The 19,637-nt window shown below is 47.6% G+C and carries 24 protein-coding genes; 8 read left to right on the top strand and 16 right to left on the bottom strand.

The window, feature by feature from the left end; genetic code table 11:
- Window positions 1–192: 192 nt before the first annotated feature.
- The 4 genes from tkt to INF29_RS10925 all read right to left on the bottom strand — a co-directional run bounded on the left by tkt (window position 193) and on the right by INF29_RS10925 (window position 6,079).
- Entirely contained in the window at window positions 193–2,169 is a 1,977-nt protein-coding gene (gene tkt / locus INF29_RS10940; protein WP_193486545.1) for a transketolase, read from the bottom strand.
- Between the two features lie 92 nt (window positions 2,170–2,261).
- On the bottom strand, window positions 2,262–2,909 hold the full coding sequence (gene fsa, locus INF29_RS10935; protein WP_022253613.1) for a fructose-6-phosphate aldolase: 648 nt from the start codon (window positions 2,907–2,909) through the stop codon (window positions 2,262–2,264).
- Between the two features lie 227 nt (window positions 2,910–3,136).
- Window positions 3,137–4,603 (bottom strand): threonine synthase, encoded by a 1,467-nt coding sequence (thrC, locus tag INF29_RS10930; protein WP_193486543.1) that lies wholly within the window; start codon window positions 4,601–4,603, stop codon window positions 3,137–3,139.
- A gap of 135 nt (window positions 4,604–4,738) precedes the next feature.
- Entirely contained in the window at window positions 4,739–6,079 is a 1,341-nt protein-coding gene (locus INF29_RS10925) for an RsmF rRNA methyltransferase first C-terminal domain-containing protein (RefSeq protein ID WP_193486541.1), read from the bottom strand.
- A 185-nt stretch (window positions 6,080–6,264) separates the two neighbouring features.
- Here INF29_RS10925 and INF29_RS10920 point away from each other — a divergent pair, with 185 nt between their 5' ends.
- Genes INF29_RS10920 through INF29_RS10910 form a run of 3 tightly spaced genes read left to right on the top strand, consistent with a single transcriptional unit; the run spans window position 6,265 to window position 7,665 of the window.
- Entirely contained in the window at window positions 6,265–6,888 is a 624-nt protein-coding gene (locus INF29_RS10920) for a flavin reductase family protein (protein ID WP_087990094.1), read from the top strand.
- 39 nt (window positions 6,889–6,927) lie between these two features.
- Window positions 6,928–7,158 carry a hypothetical protein gene (locus INF29_RS10915; protein ID WP_072852940.1) on the top strand — a complete coding sequence of 77 codons (231 nt, stop codon included), beginning with the start codon at window positions 6,928–6,930 and terminating at the stop codon, window positions 7,156–7,158.
- An 18-nt stretch (window positions 7,159–7,176) separates the two neighbouring features.
- Window positions 7,177–7,665 carry a GNAT family N-acetyltransferase gene (locus INF29_RS10910; RefSeq protein ID WP_193486539.1) on the top strand — a complete coding sequence of 163 codons (489 nt, stop codon included), beginning with the start codon at window positions 7,177–7,179 and terminating at the stop codon, window positions 7,663–7,665.
- 48 nt (window positions 7,666–7,713) lie between these two features.
- Here the strand turns inward: INF29_RS10910 and INF29_RS10905 are convergent, their stop codons facing one another.
- The 6 genes from INF29_RS10905 to INF29_RS10880 form a co-directional block, all read right to left on the bottom strand.
- A complete protein-coding gene (locus tag INF29_RS10905) occupies window positions 7,714–8,403 on the bottom strand; it encodes a metallophosphoesterase (RefSeq protein WP_193486537.1) in 690 nt (229 codons plus the stop codon).
- A gap of 12 nt (window positions 8,404–8,415) precedes the next feature.
- Complete coding sequence (locus INF29_RS10900) at window positions 8,416–9,207, bottom strand: GTP pyrophosphokinase (RefSeq protein ID WP_072852946.1); 792 nt, start codon at window positions 9,205–9,207, stop codon at window positions 8,416–8,418.
- A 73-nt stretch (window positions 9,208–9,280) separates the two neighbouring features.
- Entirely contained in the window at window positions 9,281–9,826 is a 546-nt protein-coding gene (locus tag INF29_RS10895; protein WP_193486535.1) for a GNAT family N-acetyltransferase, read from the bottom strand.
- 89 nt (window positions 9,827–9,915) lie between these two features.
- Window positions 9,916–10,272 carry a heavy-metal-associated domain-containing protein gene (locus INF29_RS10890; RefSeq protein WP_193486533.1) on the bottom strand — a complete coding sequence of 119 codons (357 nt, stop codon included), beginning with the start codon at window positions 10,270–10,272 and terminating at the stop codon, window positions 9,916–9,918.
- 20 nt (window positions 10,273–10,292) lie between these two features.
- On the bottom strand, window positions 10,293–12,398 hold the full coding sequence (locus tag INF29_RS10885; protein ID WP_193486531.1) for a heavy metal translocating P-type ATPase: 2,106 nt from the start codon (window positions 12,396–12,398) through the stop codon (window positions 10,293–10,295).
- 18 nt (window positions 12,399–12,416) lie between these two features.
- Window positions 12,417–12,662, bottom strand: coding sequence for a DUF6110 family protein (locus INF29_RS10880; protein WP_022253602.1), 246 nt, complete (start codon window positions 12,660–12,662; stop codon window positions 12,417–12,419).
- Window positions 12,663–12,802: 140 nt separating this feature from the next.
- Here INF29_RS10880 and INF29_RS10875 point away from each other — a divergent pair, with 140 nt between their 5' ends.
- The 5 genes from INF29_RS10875 to INF29_RS10855 all read left to right on the top strand — a co-directional run bounded on the left by INF29_RS10875 (window position 12,803) and on the right by INF29_RS10855 (window position 15,049).
- Window positions 12,803–13,186 carry a metal-dependent transcriptional regulator gene (locus INF29_RS10875; RefSeq protein ID WP_072852954.1) on the top strand — a complete coding sequence of 128 codons (384 nt, stop codon included), beginning with the start codon at window positions 12,803–12,805 and terminating at the stop codon, window positions 13,184–13,186.
- 138 nt (window positions 13,187–13,324) lie between these two features.
- Window positions 13,325–13,606, top strand: a complete 282-nt coding sequence (locus INF29_RS10870) for a DUF2325 domain-containing protein (protein WP_072852956.1) — start codon at window positions 13,325–13,327, stop codon at window positions 13,604–13,606.
- Window positions 13,607–13,664: 58 nt separating this feature from the next.
- Complete coding sequence (locus INF29_RS10865) at window positions 13,665–14,237, top strand: DUF3793 family protein (RefSeq protein ID WP_072852958.1); 573 nt, start codon at window positions 13,665–13,667, stop codon at window positions 14,235–14,237.
- A gap of 48 nt (window positions 14,238–14,285) precedes the next feature.
- Entirely contained in the window at window positions 14,286–14,702 is a 417-nt protein-coding gene (locus tag INF29_RS10860) for a flavodoxin (protein WP_072852960.1), read from the top strand.
- 197 nt (window positions 14,703–14,899) lie between these two features.
- Window positions 14,900–15,049 carry a hypothetical protein gene (locus INF29_RS10855; protein ID WP_193486529.1) on the top strand — a complete coding sequence of 50 codons (150 nt, stop codon included), beginning with the start codon at window positions 14,900–14,902 and terminating at the stop codon, window positions 15,047–15,049.
- Window positions 15,050–15,069: 20 nt separating this feature from the next.
- Here INF29_RS10855 and INF29_RS10850 read toward each other — a convergent pair whose 3' ends face one another.
- The 6 genes from INF29_RS10850 to INF29_RS15090 all read right to left on the bottom strand — a co-directional run.
- On the bottom strand, window positions 15,070–16,023 hold the full coding sequence (locus INF29_RS10850; protein ID WP_193486527.1) for a D-aminoacyl-tRNA deacylase: 954 nt from the start codon (window positions 16,021–16,023) through the stop codon (window positions 15,070–15,072).
- Window positions 16,024–16,177: 154 nt separating this feature from the next.
- Complete coding sequence (locus tag INF29_RS10845) at window positions 16,178–16,321, bottom strand: FeoB-associated Cys-rich membrane protein (protein WP_193486525.1); 144 nt, start codon at window positions 16,319–16,321, stop codon at window positions 16,178–16,180.
- Window positions 16,322–16,340: 19 nt separating this feature from the next.
- A complete protein-coding gene (feoB, locus tag INF29_RS10840; protein ID WP_193486524.1) occupies window positions 16,341–18,776 on the bottom strand; it encodes a ferrous iron transport protein B in 2,436 nt (811 codons plus the stop codon).
- A gap of 73 nt (window positions 18,777–18,849) precedes the next feature.
- The gene (locus tag INF29_RS10835; protein WP_072853071.1) at window positions 18,850–19,080 is read right to left on the bottom strand and encodes a FeoA family protein; all 231 of its coding nucleotides are present in this window, start codon (window positions 19,078–19,080) and stop codon (window positions 18,850–18,852) included.
- A 12-nt stretch (window positions 19,081–19,092) separates the two neighbouring features.
- Complete coding sequence (locus tag INF29_RS10830) at window positions 19,093–19,302, bottom strand: FeoA family protein (RefSeq protein WP_193486547.1); 210 nt, start codon at window positions 19,300–19,302, stop codon at window positions 19,093–19,095.
- Window positions 19,303–19,548: 246 nt separating this feature from the next.
- Window positions 19,549–19,637 (bottom strand): IS3 family transposase (locus tag INF29_RS15090; RefSeq protein WP_330608322.1); only part of this gene is annotated, 89 nt, incomplete at its 5' end.

Below are 19,637 nucleotides of genomic sequence, written 5' to 3'. Positions count from 1 at the left end.
ATTATCCACTACAATTTTCAGACCAGCACTGGTGTGGTGGTCTTATTTTGATACCCAATTTTCAACCTGTATAAAATTTTCAATGTTCTTTTAATTTAGCCTTGACTTTTTATTTGCAGGCTGTAAAAAAGGACGGCGAGACCCCTTCTTTTGGAAAGAGCCGTGCCGTCCCTTCATAAAATACAAAACTTCTTATTTTACAAGAGCCATTGCTCTTTCCACAACCTGTTCTACGGTGAAACCGAAATCTTTGAACAGGGTGCCTGCAGGTGCGGATGCGCCGAAACCATTCATGCAGATCACGTCGCCGTCCAGACCTACAAATTTATGCCAGCCAAAGTCTGCCGCTGCTTCCACAGCCAGTCTTGCGCGAACAGCCTTAGGCATAACGCTTTCTTTGTATTCGTCGCTCTGTTCTGCGAACAGTTCCCAGCAAGGCATGCTGATGACCCTTGCTTTCACGCCTTTTGCAGCCAGTTCGTCATAAGCTTTGTAGATCAGTTCTACTTCGGAACCGCTTGCCATGAGCAGTACATCAGGTGTACCTTCGCAGTCACGCAGGATATAAGCGCCTTTCAGAGCGTCTTTGCCGGTGCCTTCCAGTGCAGGCATGTTCTGTCTGGACAGGATCAGGCCGGTAGGTGTTGTGGTATGTGTCAGTGCTGCATACCAGCCAGCTGCTGTTTCTCTGGTATCGCAGGGACGGAATACCATGTAGTTAGGCAGGCTGCGCAGCATTGCCAGATGTTCGATAGGCTGGTGAGTAGGACCGTCTTCCCCTACGCCGATGCTGTCATGGGTAAAGATGCTGATCACAGGCAGACCCATGAGGGCTTCCATACGCAGACCAGCTTTCATGTAATCGCTGAATACGAAGAAACCAGCGATATAAGGTCTTACGCCGCCGTGTACAGCCATACCGTTTGCCATAGCTGTCATGGCAAATTCACGGATACCGAAGTGTACGTTGGAGCCAGCGGGGTTTTCTTTGCTGTAGTATTCTCTGTCTTTCATAACAGATTTATTGGAAGGAGCCAGGTCAGCGCTGCCGCCAAACAGGTTGGGAACAACTTTTGCTACTTTCTGCAGTACTTTTTCGGAAGTTGCACGAGTCGCGATGTCGCCTTCATCTTTCCAGAAATCTTCGTCATTCAGCAGATCTGCTGCCAGCTTGTCGCTGTGCCACAGTTCGTATTCTTTTGCCAATTCGGGGTTTGCTTTTGCGTATGCTGCAAACATTTCATTCCAAGCTGCTTCTTTCTTTGCGCCTTCAGCTGCCCATGCTGCCATGTGCGCTTTCACTTCTTCGGGAACGAAGAAAGATTCTTCATAGTTCCAGCCCAGATTTTCTTTTGTCAGCTTGATTTCTTCTTCACCCAGAGGTTCACCGTGAGCGGATGCTTTGCCCTGTTTGTTGGGTGCGCCGTAACCAATCAGTGTGTTTACTTTAATCAGGGAAGGCTTGTCTGTTTTCTTTGCTGCCGCAATAGCTGCTGCGATAGCGTCTACATCGTTGCCGTCTGTTACTTCCGCAACATCCCAGCCGTAAGCTTCGAAACGTTTCATGACATCTTCTGTGAATGCAACATCTGTGCTGCCTTCGATGGTGATTTTGTTGCAGTCATAGAGCACGATCAGTTTGGACAGACCCATTGTGCCAGCCAGAGAAGCTGCTTCGGAAGCAACGCCTTCCTGCAGGCAGCCGTCGCCGCACAGTGCGTATGTGTAGTGGTCAACCACTTTGTATTCAGGTGTATTGAATTTTGCTGCCAGATGGCTTTCAGCCAGCGCCATACCAACAGCGTTTGCGATACCCTGACCCAGAGGACCTGTTGTGGTTTCTACGCCTGCTGTGTGTTTGTATTCAGGGTGACCGGGTGTCAGGGAATTTCTCTGACGGAAGTTTTTCAAATCTTCAATGGTCAGACCATAGCCGAATACATGCAGCAGGGAATACAGCAGTGCGGAGCCGTGACCTGCGGACAGTACAAAACGGTCTCTGTCGTCCCATTTAGGGTTTGCGGGGTTTGCTTTCATTTCCTTTGCCCACAGTGCGTAAGCAGCGGGTGCAGCGCCCAGAGGCAGACCGGGATGACCGCTCTTTGCTTTCTGGATGGCTTCTGCGGAAAGGAAACGCAGGGTGTTTACAGTCAAGTTATCAATATTCATATCGTTTTTCCTCCCATTTCGAAAATTGCCCTTTCAAAAAAGGGCAATCTTCATCAAAACATATTTTGGTTTCCGTTACAAAAAGATGTTTCTTATTTCTTGGGTACGCTTTCCCAGTCTTTCAGGAAACGTTCGATACCGATGTCTGTCAGAGGGTGTTTTGCCATCTGGATCAGTACATTGTAAGGGATGGTTGCGATGTGGCAGCCAGCTCTTGCAGCGTCGATGACGTGCAGAGGGTTACGGATGGAAGCAGCGATGATTTCTGTTTCGATGCCGTGGATATCAAAGATATCAACGATTTCTTCAATCAGAGTCATGCCTACGGAACCAATGTCGTCCACTCTGCCCAGGAAAGGACTTACATATGTTGCGCCTGCTCTTGCAGCCATCAGCGCCTGTGTAGCGGAGAAAATCAGTGTTACGTTTGTTTTGATGCCTTCTGCTGTCAGGATTTTAACCGCTTTCAGACCTTCCAGTGTCATAGGGATTTTGATAACGATGTTTTTGTGGATTTTAGCCAGTTCTCTAGCTTCTTTTACCATGCCTTCATGATCCAGGCTGATAACTTCCGCACTGATGGGACCATCCACGATAGTTGTGATTTCTTTTACAACTTCTACGAAATCTCTGCCTTCTTTTGCAATCAGGGAAGGGTTTGTGGTTACGCCACAGATGACGCCCAGGTCATTTGCTTCTCTGATCTGATCCACATTAGCGGTGTCGATAAACATTTTCATGATGCTTCTCCTCTTTCTTTGTATATGATTGTAAACAAGTTACCATTTGCACATATTATGCTAGTTTTATTGTACTGCATAGAAAAGGCAAAAGCAACGGCTTTTCGCCACTTTTTCGTTTTCCGTCAATCTGCCCAAGGTCATAAGACAAGAGAAAAAATCTTTTGTTTGAAACACAAAAAAGAGTAACTGTCCTTACAGGAGGAACAGCTACTCTTTTCATATGCTTATAACAGCCAGCCTTTTACAAAATCGGCAATACCGTCTTTTTCACAGACATTCTTATGTCTGATTTCTCTTGTTTCAATGCCCCGGATGGGTGCAGGGATGGCTACGCCGCTGACTTTTTCCATTTCTTTCATCAGTGCAAAAGCGTCGCCGTCTGCGTATTTTTCATCCAACGCAGTCATAACGTCTTTTGTGAATTTGTAAGGGCTTGCAGTGGAAACGATGACCATAGGATTCTTTGTGCCGCTTTCTGCTCTGTATTTTTCCGCCGCCGCATAAGCCACTGCTGTATGGGTATCCATCACATAGCCTGTGTTTTTATATACTCTGCGAATAGCGTCAAAAGTTTCCGCTTCATCAGCAAATTCCCCGGAAATTCGTTCTTCTGTGATTTCCGCTGTGTATTTGCCCTCTGCCTGCAAAGCAGCCATTTCTGCCTTTGTCTTATCCTGTCCGCCCATGTGGCACAGCAGACGTTCCAGATTGCTGGAAATGAGGATATCCATAGAAGGAGAAACGGTCACATGGAAGGCGCGGTTTCTGTCATAAACGCCGGTGCGGAAGAAATCATACAGGACTTTATTGTCATTGGATGCGCAGACAAAATGACCTGCGGGCAGCCCCATCTGCGCCGCATACCAGCCAGCCAAGATGTCGCCGAAGTTCCCTGTAGGCACTGTAAAGTCCAAAGGTTCTCCCCATTTGATTTCGCCCATTTTCACAGCCTGAATATATGCCCAGTAGTAATATACGATCTGGGGCACCAGTCTGCCAATGTTGATGGAGTTTGCGGAGGAGAAACGATAACCTCTCTTTTCCAGTTCGTCCGCCAGTTCTTTGTCTGTAAAAATCCGTTTTACAGCACTCTGGGCATCGTCAAAGTTCCCTTTGATGCCTACCACACAAGTGTTGTCCCCTTCCTGGGTAGTCATCTGCAGTTTCTGCACAGGGCTGACACCGTCTTCCGGGAAGAATACCATGATTTTCACACCGTCAACGCCAGCGAAGCCTTCCAGTGCCGCTTTTCCTGTATCACCGGAGGTTGCTGTCAGAATAACGATTTCTTCTTTCTGTCCTTGACGTTTTGCCGCTGTTTTCATAAGATAAGGCAGGATAGACAGAGCCATATCTTTGAATGCCAGTGTTCTGCCGTGGAACAATTCCAGATAAAGCATATCCCCTTTTTTCACAAGAGGTACGATTTCTTTTGTATCGAATTTTTCATCATACGCATGTTCGATGCAGTATTTCAGTTCTTCTTCCGTAAAGTCCAGATACAGCTTCAATACTTCATAGGCTAACTGCCGATAATCCATCCCCATAAGTTCTTCGGGAGTCTTGTCCATTTTGGGGATTTCCTTGGGAATATACAGACCGCCGTCAGGGCAGATGCCACGCAGGATGGCTTCTGATGCAGACGCGGTAATGTCTTTGTTTCTGGTGCCTATGTATGTTGTCACTGCCATATTCACTCGCCCTTTCTTCCATGCCGATTTTCAAAGAGAATTGATGATAGTTCTATTGTACGAATATTTTTCCATTTGTCAACCACAATCGTACATTTGTTTTTTATCGAAAGACAATTTTGTATTCTGTATTTCTTATTCCCATTTCCAGCCAACAGCATATTTGTTTTTCAGGCGTCCTTTCTGAGTTTTACCCCAGCCCAAGGGGTAACCATCCACGCAAACCAGCGTCCAGCCGTCTTTTGCTTCCGGCGCTTCCAGTGTTTCCCCTTTCAAATAACGGATGACTCTCTCGTCAGAAAGAGGCATGTCCAGCACGTTCTTCACTTCTTCTTTTTTCAGTCCCATGGCAAAAGCCTGAGAAGGCTCAAACCGTCCTTTTTTCAATGTTCCCAACTGCCAGCCGCTCCGCAGCACCCGCAGACCTTTGGTAGCAGGTGCCCCTTCCGGCAAAAGACACAGGCTGTCCCCGTAAATCTGAAATGTGCCTTTCCATTTGCCCGTAAGGGTTTCTTTGGCAAACTGGCGGAAAGGTTCCAGTTCTTTTTCACCAATGCTGGCTTCTGTGGGTGTACTGCATGGTGTTGGTTCTCCTGTTTTTTGCAGCAACGCCAGAAAATGCCCTTCCCCTTTGATTTTATGAGGATAGAGCCGCACACATTCCGTCAACGGTTCACAACCCGGCACAAAACCCCAGTTCTTTTCCAGCGGAACCAGCGTAAATTCCGGGTGATTGTCCAGAAATGTCTGGATACTGTCCTCATTTTCCATTTTTGCAAAAGTACAGGTGGAATATAGAATCATTCCCCCTGTTTTCAGCATGGAAGCGCAGTGTTCCAGAATATCCGCCTGCTGTTCTCTGCAAAATGTGAGCAGTTCCTCATTCCAGCTTTTCACCATATCCGGCTCTTTGCGGAACATCCCTTCCCCAGAACAGGGCGCGTCAATCAAAATCTTGTCAAAAAATCCGCCGAACCGTTCTGCCAGCTTCTTTGGCGGTTCACTCATGACAATGGCGTTGGTGATGCCGCTGATTTCCACGTTTTTCAAGAGTGCTTTTGCCCGTCCGGCACTGATGTCGTTGGAAATGAGCAGTCCTGTTCCCCCCAGTCTTGCCGCCAGCTGGGTGGTTTTTCCACCGGGTGCCGCACAGATATCCAGCACAAAATCCCCTTCTTTAATGGGAATTATGGCACCTGGTGTCATGGCGCTGGGTTCCTGCAAATAGTACAGCCCCGCGTGGTAATAGGGATGCTTGGCAGGGCGTTCCCCTTCTGCGTAGTAAAATCCGCTTTCACACCATGGTACGGGGGAAAGGGAAAATTCCCCTTTTTCTGCCAGTTCCGCCGGAGAAATTTTCAAAGTGTTTGCCCGTAGTCCATAAAGTCTGACTTCCTCAAAAGACGCCAGATAATCTTCGTATTCCGCCCCCAGCAATGCTTTCATTTCGTTGATATATGCCAATGGTAATTCCATGTTTTCCTCCTCGTTGTATGTCAACTGCTTCTTCTGCCTACCATCATACGCAAAAAAGAAAAGGGATGCAAGAATTGAACAAAAATTCAAACACCTTTTCTACGTTTTTTCGTCTTTACAAATATACCATGGTCGTATATCATAAATAACGTTAAAAATGACTTGGCAAAAAAAGGAGGGCTCCCATGGAAAAACAGATCTGGAAACCGGGCACCGTATTGTACCCCGTCCCTGCCGTTATGGTATCCTGCGGCAATATGGAGCAGAAAAACATCATCACCGTAGCATGGACTGGCACCATCAATACCAATCCCCCCATGACTTATGTTTCCATTCGTCCCGAGCGTCACTCCTATGCGCTGATCAAGGAAAGCGGAGAATTTGTCATCAATCTGGTCACCAAAGACCTGACTTATGCCTGTGATTTCTGCGGCGTCAGAAGCGGCAGAGATGTGGACAAATTCACCGAAATGCACCTGACAGCCAAAAAAGGGGAAAAAGTAGACTGCCCCATCATACTGGAAAGCCCGGTCAACATTGAGTGTAAGGTAAAAGAAATTGTTCCTTTGGGCAGCCATCATATGTTCCTTGCAGAAGTGGTTTCCGTCAGCGTCAGCGAAAAATATTTCGACAAGACAGGGAAATTCCACTTAAACCGCAGCAAGCCCATCTGCTATTCCCACGGGGGATATTTCACACTGGGAGAACAGGTCGGCTCTTTCGGCTATTCCGTGCGGAAAAAGGACACACCCAAAACAGGAACCAAACAAAGAAAACGCCGCTCCGGCAAGAAACAGCGGCAGAAATAACAAAAGAGAGCGTATGAATTTTTAAGGAGGCGTATTATCATGCTGCAAATCACAGAAGTAAATATTTTTTCTTTGAGCAAAGACGAAGACGCATGGACCATCGAAGGGGAAATCATTTTTGAGGACGACCTGACCTCTGCTTTTGAAGCGGATTATCTGCCTGATGAAGATGAACTGGAAAACCTGTCTCTGGAATTGGAACTGGATGGTTTTGATACCAAAGTACTGAAAAATATGATCCTGGACGCAGCTAACGACTACGAGGACTGATACAGGAGGTGAGCAAGTATGAGCCTGACCATTTGTCCTGCCTATGACCGACCGGAAGAAGTCAAAGCCCTGTTTCTGGAATATACGGATTTCCTGCTGAAAGCCGATCCATCTTTTGCCGCTTTTCTGGAATTGCAGAATTACGACAGAGAACTGGATCATCTAGAGGAAAAATACGGGATGCCCAAAGGCAGACTGTATCTGGCGCTGGTGGATGATGCCATTGCCGGCTGCATTGCCCTGTGCCCCCTTTCGGATACGGAATGTGAACTGAAACGGCTTTATGTGAAAGATGCCTTTCGTGGTCAGGGCATTGCGGAGCATCTGGTGGAAAAACTCATTGACGACGCCAGAGAAATAGGTTATGATGCTATGCTGCTGGATACCCTGCCTTTTTTGAAGGGTGCCCTGCATCTGTATGCCAAACTGGGATTTCAAGAAATCCCGCCCTATAACAACAGCCCCATGGAAACATCTATTTTCCTAAAGCTGGATCTGCATCAATAAAAAGCGATTATGAAATCATACAGACGATTTCATAATCGCTTTTTTTCGTTACAGAATCCTTTTGGGACAAAAATCCAGATAATCTGCTGCTACCAGTTCATAAAGGATGCCGTCCCGCTCGCCCTGCAAAGCGTTCTTGTGGTTTGCCGCTCCATGAAGGTGCCCATAAACCACCCGTTTCACCGGATATTCTCCCAGAATCTCCATAAAAGCCGACGGCTCCCGTTTTTCATTGACCGGCGGGAAATGCATCATGACGATAATATCCTCTGCCCCTGCTTTCATAGCCGCATCCAAAGACAGCCGCAGGCGAATCTGCTCCCGTTTATAGATTTTCTCATCCTCCGGCGTAAAACTGCGCTCATTGGGACAGAGCCACCCTCTTGTGCCGCAGATGAAACTCTTTTCCCAAGGCACCGCGTCATTTTTCAGAAACGCCATCTCCGGATATTGTCCTGCCAGACGGCTAGAGGATTTCCACCAATAGTCATGATTGCCGGAAAGCAGAATCTTCCGTCCCGGCAGGCTGTCGATGACATCCAAATCCGCCGCCGCTTCCGGCAGACGCATGCCCCAGGAAATATCCCCCGGCAAAAGCACCGTGTCTTCTTCTGTTACTTCCCGTTTCCAGTTTTCTATGATTTTTTCACTGTGATTTTTCCAGTTTTCTCCGAAAATATCCATGGGCTTGCTGACGGCAAAGCCGAAATGCAAATCCCCAATGGCAAATAATCCCATACAAATTCCTTTCTATACCCGATACATTTCTGCCATGATATTCAGCTTTTCGTTGAACTCCTTCAGGGCTTCCATGTCATCGCCGTTCCAAAGACGGATAAATTCCTTATTGATTTCGTTCATATCATCCAGTTTTGCCACAAAATATAAATTCTGTATATTTTCCAGAATATTGGCTACCAGATTGTTTTTGATTTCATTGAGCCGCTGGGCGTTGGTGATTTCCTCCCGGATGGTTGCCATTTCCTGATCCAGATGGAAAGCCGCTTCAGCACAGTTTTTCAGTCTGTCCTGCAAATCCTGAGGAATATTGCCGCTATATTTATACCGCAGGGAATGTTCCGCCGTTGCCCAGAAATTCATGGCATTGGTGCGAATCTGAATTTCCGCAGGCACAGTCTTTTCCCCCAGTGCCGTAAAGAGAGGGTAACGGATGATCATATGATAACTGCGGTAACCGCTTGGCTTTGTGTTGGTGATGTAGTCCCGCTCCTCGATGACAGTCATGTCCTTGCGCTTGCGCACCATTTCAATGACCTTGGGAATGTCCTCCACAAACTGACAAAGGATACGGATGCCCGCAATATCCTCAATTTCTTCTTCAATTCTATCCGGCGAAATCTGTTTTCTGCCTGCTTTTTCCAATATGCTGGCAGGACGTTTCAGCCGCCCCGTTACGGAGTCAATGGGCGAATAAATGCCCAGCTGTCTGCATTCTTTGTCCAGACTGCGAAACTTTAACAGCAGTTCGTCTACGGTCTGGGCATAAGGATAGAGCAATTCTTTCCAGTTGATGATTTCCACGTTCTCACCCCATTTTCTTTTCTGCCTTTATTATACGATATGAGGCAGGTTTCGGCAATGGACGGACAAGACCTTATAAGGAAAGTCCCTGTCTTTTTTCGTCATATTCCGCCTTTGTGACAGAATAACAGCGAAAATCCTGTACTTTGCCGTCAAAGCGTATCTGTGCCTGCCGCAAAGTGCCTTCGTATACAAAACCGCATTTTTCCAGCACCTTTGCGGAAGCGGGATTGTCCGGGTAACATGTGGCAGTAATGATGGAAAGATTCAGTAGGTCAAAGCCATACACCAGCACCCCTTCCACCGCTTCTGTCATGATGCCTTTCCCCCAGCAGTCAAAAGCCAAAGAATAGCCAATCATTTTCGCTTCTGCGTTTTCCCGTTTGTTATCATCCACCAGACCTACGGTACCAATGAGCCTGCCCTCCTGCTCTATGGCAAACACATGAGGCTCCTTCAAAAATACCTGTTCCAGTATCTCCCGGCTTTCTTCCAAGGTTTCATGGGGTTTCCAGCCAGCCCTAGGTCCAACGGCAGGATGACTGCAATAAGCAAAAAGCCCCTCGGCGTCCTGTTCCGTCAAAGGACGCAGCCGCAAACGTTTTGTTTCCAGTTCCATGTCCATCCCTCCTTTTGCCTTATGATACCATAGCTTCTTCTCAAAAAGCAAAAGCCGCTTTTCTTCTGAAAAAGAAAAACGGCTTCTGTTTATATCTTTGGGTGATACCCGGCTTTTTCCACAGCGGCACAGAGTTTCTCCACAGGAATCTGCTCTTTCTGCCGCACCTTTGCCCGTTTCTGTTTTAGGTCTACTTCTGCCCATACGCCGTCTATGGCGTTTAAGGCATTTTCCACCCGTTTGGCGCAGTTCTGACACGTCATGCCCTCTATTTCCAGCATCACATGATGGCTGTAATGGTCGGGGTTTTTGTCTACTTTCTGTGGCTTTGGCACGTCACCGCCTCCACAGCAGCCAGACGTCAATTTTTTGGAATAACTTTTGACGGAAATGACAACCACAATCACCAGCAGTGCTGTCAAAACCGCCGTTGCCACACTTCCCATAAAAAGCCTCCTTTCTGCCCTCAGGCAGTCTGTTCTTCTTTCCCCCTTGGCAGCAGCGGACGCATGCTGGTACCACTGATGGCAACGGTGGAAAGGTTATGGAAGAAAGCGGAAACTGTAGGCTGCAAAATGCCTGCCAGTCCCAGCAAAAGCAAAGATGTATTAAATCCAATGATTGCCTTGTAATTTCTGGAGATACGTCCCATGAGCGCCTGACTTAAGTGACGCAGTGTCACCAGCTCCCACAGTTCCCCGGAGAGCAGTGCAATATCTGCCACTTCTCTGGCTAAGTCTGATGCGTCCTTCATGGCAACGGACACATTGGCAGCGGACAAAGCCGGAGAATCGTTGATGCCGTCCCCTACCATAATGACCGTTCTGCCTTGGGCTTTGATTTCTTCCACTTTTGCCGCCTTATCCTCCGGCAGCACACGGGCGTAATATTCTGTGATGCCCAGCTGCTGGCAGGCAGTACGGGCTGCTTTTTCCCCGTCACCTGTCATCATGATGATATGCTGGATGCCTGTCTGCCGCAGGGCTTCGATGACTTCCGCCGCCTCCTGACGGACAGGGTCATGAATGAAGATTGCCCCTGCCAAATCCTCGCCGATGGCAAGATAAACCCCAGAGTCTGTACTGTCCACAGCGTCCAGTTTTTCCCTGTCAGCCTCTTTCAAGGGAATGCCCTCATCCTCAAAAACAAAGTGCGGGCTGCCAATAACGACTTTTTTGCCTTCCAATTCCGAAGCGATGCCGTGAGCGACCACATACTTCACTTCCGCATGGCGTTCCTCATGGAACAGACCTTCTTCCGCCGCCTGTCTGACGATGGCGCGAGCCACACTGTGAGGGAAATGTTCTTCCAGACATGCCGCTGTCCGCAGCACTTCATTCCGTTCATAATCCCCAAAGGCAATGACCTGAGAAACCTGAGGACAGGCTTCCGTCAAAGTGCCTGTCTTGTCAAAAATAATGGTATCTGCCGCACCAAAGGCTTCCAGATATCTGCCGCCTTTGACCATCATCCGATGGTTTGCCGCTTCCCGCATGGCAGAAATGACAGCAATGGGCGTTGCCAGTTTGATGGCACAGGAATAATCCACTGTCAGGATTGCCATGGTCTTTGTGGTGTTTCTGGTGAGCAGGAACACCGTCGCCGCTGTCAGCAGATGATAAGGGACAATCCGGTCTGCCAGTCGTTCCGCTTTTCCCTGTACGCTGGCTTTCAGTTCTTCCGAAGCGGCAATGAGGTCCATGATTCGCTGGATACGTGTCTGGGCATTGACTGCCATGACTTCCACAGCCACAGAGCCTTCCTCTACCAATGTTCCGGCGTAGACCATCGCCCCTTCTGCCTTCCGCACTGCCAGCGGTTCTCCTGTCATGGTTGCCTCGTTTACCATGGCTTCCCCTTCCCGGACTTTGCCGTCAATGGGAATCATGGTGCCTGTGCGGATGCGGAGCAAATCCCCCGCTTTCACATCAGAAAGGGGAATCTGCACATCTCCCTCCGGCGTTACCAGCCAAACTTTATCGATCTGGATGGCAAGGCTGGCAGAAAGAGCGGTTTCCGTCCGTTTTCTGGTGTAGTCCTCCAGAATATCCGAGAAGGACAGCAGGAACATAATAGACGATGCCGAGGAGAAGGAACGCTTCAGCATGGAAGCGCCAATAGCTGCCGCATCCAACACATTTACATTCATGCGCCCATGGAGCAGGCTTTGCAGTCCATGCCACAGGAAAGGCACTGCTCGCAGACAGGTCTTACAAATCTGCAAAGGCACTGGCAGCAGCAGTTTTTCCGCCGCCCGCCGTAATACCATGCTGCAAATCTTTTCCTGAAACCGCAGGTCGATTGCCTGCACATCTTCTTCCCCTGTAGGCTCCACTTTAGGGATATCTGCCCGTCGCAGCTTTCCTACCAACTCCAGCAGATTTTCTTTTGCAATTTCCTTGCCATAGTAAATGAGGATACTGCCGTTCTGGGCGCAGGTACGCACCCGTTCCACGCCACTTTTCTGCCGCAAAAGACTGGCAATACCCCATCCTTCTTTCTCGGAAAAGGCATGCTGTCCCAACCGCAGACGAAGCCTGCCGGGACCGTCATAGCAAATGGCATATTTCATATAACATGCCCCCGCTTCTTACTGTTCGCAGTCGCACGCTTCGGCAGCCTGCTGTTTTGCGTCAAAGCAGATGTCTTCCGCTTCTTCTTTGATGTTTGCGAAAGTAGCCTGTGCGTCTTTGTGCAGCTTCATGGCCTGCGCCACAGCGTTTACAGTCACTTCGCGGGTCTTTTTGCTCTTGAGAATTTTGCCGCCTACCAGCGCTGCGGCGATACCGCCCAAGAACACCCATTTTCTGTCACATTCCAAACAATTTTTCCACATGATTCATTCCTCCAATTCTAATTATTCAATGCTTACTCCACAAGTTTACTATTGCTAACTTTTGTTGTCAATGACTATTTACAAAAAATGGTGTATCCTTTTGAAAGAAGGATGATGAGAAAAAGGTTGGTGTAACACATATGAAATTACAGGAATCTGGAGAAAATTATCTGGAAACCATTTTGATATTGGAAAAAAGAAACGGCATCGCACGCTCTGTGGATGTAGCAACGGAATTGGGCTTTTCCAAGCCCAGTGTCAGCCGCGCTGTCAGCATATTAAAAGAAGGCGGCTATGTGACCATCGGCAATATCGGCCAGCTTCTGCTGACAGACAAAGGCAGACAGGTGGCACAAAACATCTACGACCGCCATTGCTTCATCAAAGAATGCCTCATGTTTTTAGGTGTCAGCCCGGAAACAGCAGAAGCCGACGCCTGCCGTTTAGAGCATGTGCTCAGCGAAGAAACCCTTTCCTGCATGAAGGCACACTATGAAAGTCATATGGCAGAGCAGAAATCATAAAATATTTTTCAAAAATCCTATTGACAGTCTATGAAAAACGTGATAGGATGTATCCAGAAGTTAGCAAACGCTAACTATTAATTTTGACACAAAGTTAGCTATGGCTAACAATTGTAAATAACAAAGGAGGTTCTGCACATGAGCGTTGTTATCGTTGGCGGTCACGACCGCATGGTTCGTCAGTATATGGACATCTGCAAAAAATTCAACTGCAAAAGCAAGGTGTTCACACAGCTGCCGGGGAATTTCCGTTCCCAGATTGGACAGGCAGATTTGATTATTCTGTTTACTTCCACCGTTTCTCACATCATGGCAACAGGTGCCGTACAGGAAGCGGAGAAAAACAACATTTCCATTGCCCGTTCTCACAGCAGCTCATCTTCTGCCCTGAAACGTATCTTGGCAGAACACTGTTGTTGATTTTTACTTGTCGGTTAGCCACAGCTAACCAAAAAGATTCATAGAAAGGAGGATTCCCATGTCCGATTTTGAAGCGGAACTGATCCATCACGCTGCCCCTACCCTGCTGGGCAGAAAGCAATCCAATCTGTTTTCCCTGCCTCTTTCCCTTCTGCCTAAGTGCAAAGAAGAAATCGCTCTTTATGGCAAAAAGTTAGCGGAGAAAGGCATTTGCATCGTATATCTTTACAGCTTTAAAAACCGTGTATTCATCATGGTTTATCGTCAAAATGCCATGATGCGGTATCTGCGGGTGCCCCATGTGCGGGATTATCTCATTTCCCTTGGCTACCCTGCCCGTATCGGCAAAAAAGACGCCATGACACAAACACTTGCCCATCTGCGCAAACGGATGCAGGCAGACGGTGATTTTCCCCATGAAATCGGCTTTTTCCTGGGTTATCCCCCTGCCGACGTATTTGCTTTCATGCGTGAAAAAGGTCAAAATTATAAATGCGTTGGATTTTGGAAGGTTTACGGCGATGAAAAACGGGCACTGCGTATTTTCCAGTGCTATCGTGACTGCCGTGACCAGATGATGGAACAGGTAACTGCAGGCTCGTCTATTCTTTCCCTCTTAGGCGCAGCCTGACCAGATACATATTTTTCAGAACTTTTTTTCAAAAAAAGGAGGCCAATTATGAGTAAAATTGCTGTAATCTATTGGAGCGGCACAGGCAATACTGCTATGATGGCAAACGAGATTGCCGCTGGTATCGGCTCTGATGCTGAAGTGTTTTCCGTAGATGCGTTTCATGGCAACGTAGCAGACTATGACAAAATCGCTTTCGGCTGCGCGGCTATGGGCGATGAAGTGCTGGAAGAAGCGGAATTCGAACCTTTCTTCTCCGCTGTGGAAGGCAGTCTGAAAGGCAAAAAAGTTGCCCTGTTCGGCTCTTACGGCTGGGGCGACGGTCAGTGGATGCGCGACTGGGAAGACAGATGCACAAAAGCTGGCGCAAACCTCTTTGACGATGGTCTGATCCTCTGCGGCATGCCCGACGCTGACGGCAAAGCAAACTGCAAAGCATACGGTGAAAGATTCGCCGCTTATTGATTTCCCTTTACACACCCTAATATGGAGAAATCCTTGACATTTTCTGTAATACATTATCCATAAAGAATACACCAATCCTTCTGTATTCTATAATAAAACACACATACCTTCTTACACAAAAAGGCTGTGAAACTTCGGTTTCACAGCCTTTGACTATCAAAAACTAAATTTTACTTTTTTCAAGGAAGCAGAAGGGCTTGGGAAACGAAGTGTTTCCCAACTGGAATCCGCAGTCGGAATTCACTTCCGACGAGGAAAAGGCGAAGTTTCAAGGCTTTTTAGCCGATGGAATTTCGCCTTTATGCTTCTGTCTACTCGTCAAAGGCTTGAATAAAATGAGCCTTTGACGACAGCTCTCTTTTTATCCTTATTTTGTCCATTCCAGTTCTGCCGGTGTACGCAGTTTCTGATGTTTGTAAATGGGAATCTGATATTTTGCCCCCAGCGCTCTTACCAAATCTTTGTAACAGCCTTTCATTTTATCATGGAAGAAGATGGCTTCCACACCGCCGTCAATGGCATCGATGCAGTCACTTGCCCGCTGGATGCCTGTTTCGTCCTCATAATGACCGGATACCAGCCACTGGTTCGCCAGAATATGGGTCACCCCAAAGGTTTCGTCCTCACCCCACTGGGTGAACACAGCTTCCGCAAAGTTGGGCTCAAAGTGTACGCCGCCTACGCAGAGAATCTGATGGACTTTCTTGCCATCGTCCTCAAAAATCTGTGTCAAAGAACGTGCCAAGGCTCTTGCTGCCTCTTTGTTATTCCAGCTGTCTGGCTCGCTGCCTACTTCAATATCCATCATTGCCACAGGAAATTTTGTCAGCAGGGTAGGATCTCCTTCTCCGTGGTATACGCCAGACCAGTGAGTGGCTTCTGTTGCCACATGGTAGTCCTCCAGCCCCAATTCTTTCCGGTTCTTTTCCACTGCCAACATGAGATTCCGCATGAGTCTGGGTTTTGCGGCACCGAATACGCCAGAAGGCAGATCCCCCAGAGAATGTACTGTCAGCACTTTTTCCGGCGCATGCTCCCCTTCATGCCATGTAACCATACCGGATACATCACAGTCGGCAAAATACTTGTTCATATCCGGCAGATATTTATTGTAGTCCAGACAAATGGCTGTCTGTGTGGGTGCAAAATAAAAGGCGTTCCCTGCCTGATCTTCATAAGCCATGACTGGGTTCCCGTCAAAAATCATATCTGTTTCTTTCTGCAAAAAGCCTTCTTCCTGCAGACAGTCCCATACCAGATAGGACACATATCCAAAATCACGATTCACATTGATAAAATAAACTGCTTTTTTCCCACTCATAAGAATGACCTTCTTTCTTTTGTATAAATATAAAAACAATTTGATGTTTATTATATTCCTTTCTTTTCCTTTTGACAATGATTTTTTCAAAACAAAACAGGCAGGACTTTCGTCCTGCCTGCCTTTATTGAGAAGGTGTATGCAAACTTTTTTATCAGTGATGGCAATGTCCGCTGCAGGAACTGCAGGAACCGCAGTTGCCGCTGCATCCTTTGCCTTCTTTTTTATCTTTACGCAGTTTATAGACTGCGGCAGCGATCACTGCCACAAGTACCGCGCCCACGAGCAATGTTCCCATGTGCCGCACTCCTTTCTGTTTACGCTGTTACTTCTTCTTTTTTGGTGACTTTTCTTCTTTCTTTATAGGGACGGAACAGCAGATAAATAAATCCTACTACTACTGCCGCTGCCAGAACCGTACCGATACCGAAAGAACCTGTGCCGCTTACAACAGAGCCGATCTGATATACACAGAACGCAACCAGGTAAGCAAAGATGGTCTGATACCCAATGGCGAACCATGTCCATTTTGCGTTGTTCATTTCCCGTTTGATGGCACCGATTGCCGCGAAGCAAGGTGCGCACAGCAGGTTGAATACCAGGAAGCTGTAAGCCGCTGCCGGTGTGAAGAATGTTGCCAGTGTGCCCCAATATTCCGCACCGTTTTCCGCTACTTCCGCAAAGCCAAAGAGCTGACCGAAAGTTGCTACAACGTTTTCTTTTGCCACCAGACCTGTCACCGCTGCCACTGCGGACTGCCAGTTGCCCCAGCCCAAAGGACTGAAAATCCAAGCCACTGCAGAGCCTACATTTGCCAACAGACCATTGCTCAGGTCATCCACCATGCCAAAGCCGTTTTCTGTGAAACCGAAGTTAGACAGGAACCAAATAACGATGGTGGACAGCAGGATGATGGTACCTGCTTTTTTGATGAAAGAGGAACCTCTTTCCCACATGCTCCGCAGGACACTGCCAACAGTAGGCAGGTGGTATGCAGGCAGCTCCATAACGAAGGGAGCGGGATCACCTGCAAACATAGATGTTTTCTTCAGAATGATACCGGAAACGATGATTGCCGCAATGCCCACAAAGTAAGCACTGGGTGCCACCCATGCCGCACCGCCGAACAATGCACCTGCAATGAGGGCAATGATGGGCAGTTTCGCGCCGCAGGGAATGAATGTGGTTGTCATAATGGTCATTTTCCGGTCACGGTCGCTTTCAATGGTACGGGATGCCATAACACCAGGCACGCCGCAGCCAGTACCGATAAGCATAGGAATGAAAGATTTGCCGCTGAGACCAAATTTACGGAAGATTCTATCCATGATGAAGGCAATACGTGCCATATAACCGCAGCCTTCCAGGAATGCCAGGAAAATAAACAGTACCAGCATCTGAGGCACAAAGCCCAGAACAGCGCCAACACCAGCTACGATACCATCCAGAATCAGGCTATTCATCCAGCCTGCTACGTTCAGTTTTTCCAGCGCATTGCCAACCAGAACAGGAACGCCGGGCACCCATGTACCGAAGTCCTCTGTGGCAGGTTCTTCCGCTGTGAGAGCTGCTTCATAGTCCGCCGCTGTCACAGGCAGTGTTTCTGTCACATTGCCTTCCTCGTCTGTTACTTCCAGCACAGTCTGTACGCCAGCTGTTTCTGCCAGGAATTCCACAGGGTCTGTTTCTGCCAGTTCCGCATCTACGCCAGCTTCTGTTGCCGCCGCCAAAAATGCATCAATTTTCTGTGTTTCCAGTGTGTATGCTTCGTTTGCCGCTTCATATTCCGCTCTGCCGTTGCCAAAGAGATAGAAACCATCGCCGAACAGCCCGTCGTTTGCCCAGTCTGTTGCCATAGTACCTACTGTACTAACGGAAACATAATACACGATAAACATAACCACTGCAAAAATCGGCAGTGCCAGGAAACGGTTTGTCACCACCTGGTCGATTTTATCGGAGGTGGACATGCCGCCTTTATTCTTTTTGGTGTAACAATGCTGAATCATTTCACCGATGTACATATAACGCTCATTGGTGATGATGCTTTCGCTGTCATCATCCAGCAAATCTTCTGTTTTCTTGATGATGCTTTCCACATCCGGTGCCTTTTCCATCTGTTCCACGATTTTTTCATCCCGTTCGAACATCTTGATGGCATAGAATCGTTTCAAGGATGGAGATACATCCTCCAGTTTTGCCGCAATGTCATTCAGTGCGCCTTCCACTTCCGGTGCGAAGGTATGCTGGGGGGCGCTGCTTTCTCTTGCCGCCGCTTCCACAGCCGCTTCTGCCGCTTCTTTCACACCAGTGCCTTTCAGTGCGGAAATCTGCACCACTTTGCAGCCCAGTTCTTTGGAAAGACGTTCCACGTCGATTTTGTCGCCGTTCTTTTCCACAACATCCATCATGTTGATGGCAACCACAACGGGAATCCCCAGTTCTGTCAGCTGTGTAGTCAGATACAGGTTTCTTTCCAGATTGGTGCCGTCAATGATGTTCAAAATCCCGTCGGGTCTTTCCCCGATGAGGTAATTTCTTGCCACCACTTCTTCCAGTGTATAGGGAGAAAGGGAGTAAATGCCCGGCAAGTCCATGATGGTCACTTCTTTGTTGCCTTTGAGCTTCCCTTCTTTTTTCTCTACGGTTACCCCGGGCCAGTTCCCCACAAACTGGTTGGAGCCTGTCAATGCGTTAAACAATGTGGTCTTGCCGCAGTTGGGGTTTCCGGCAAGCGCAATCTTCATGCCCATGTTGTATCTCCTTCCTATTCGTTAGTCACACCTAACTCTCTGCCAGAAAAAATGGCTCGTTCTCACGAACCAGTTATCTGACTGCAATCATTTCCGCGTCAGCCTTTCTGAGGGAAAGTTCATACCCTCTGACGGTAACCTCTACAGGATCCCCGAGAGGCGCTACTTTTCTGACAAAAATCTCTGTGCCTTTGGTGATGCCCATATCCATGATACGGCGTTTGACAGCACCTTCGCCTGTCAGCTTCACCACAGTGACTTTTTCACCGATTTTTGCCTGCTTTAATGTCTTTGTCCCTTCCATATTGTCACTTCCTTATACCATGATGCGCGCTGCCATGGATTTGCTGATGGCTACGCGGGATTCTTTTACATTGACGATCATATTTCCGTTGATCTCCGATACCACCGTCACCTGACCGCCGATAACAAATCCCAGACTTTCCAGAAATCGTTTGGTATCATCCCGTCCGCTGATTTTTCTAATGGTTTGCATTTCTCCTGTTTTTGCCAGTGCCAAAGGCATCAGAACTCCTCCTTCCATACTTCACGTCCTTTTATATTTTCAGATGATGAGATAGATTGTTGTTAGCTTTAACTAACATTCTGCAAAGAGTTTACCATTGCTAACTAAAGTTGTCAATAGCTTTTTTCTGGTTTTTGCAAATTTATCCATTTTAAACAAATTCCTTAAATCATGCACAAAAAAACAGACATGGTTGTTTGTGAACTGCACCCAAAAAGTTAGACAATATTTTCAAATTAAAATTGTTTAAGAAGCCAGAAGGGCTTGTTGTCTGTAAATTGCAGGTGGCAAGCCCTTTAACTTTGCTTTGATTCGATGGTTATTATAATAATCTA

Origin of the sequence: Anaerotignum lactatifermentans, from assembly GCF_014982935.1 — a bacterium.
GTDB lineage: Bacteria > Bacillota > Clostridia > Lachnospirales > Anaerotignaceae > Anaerotignum > Anaerotignum lactatifermentans.
This window is presented reverse-complemented; position numbering and strand designations above follow the sequence as displayed.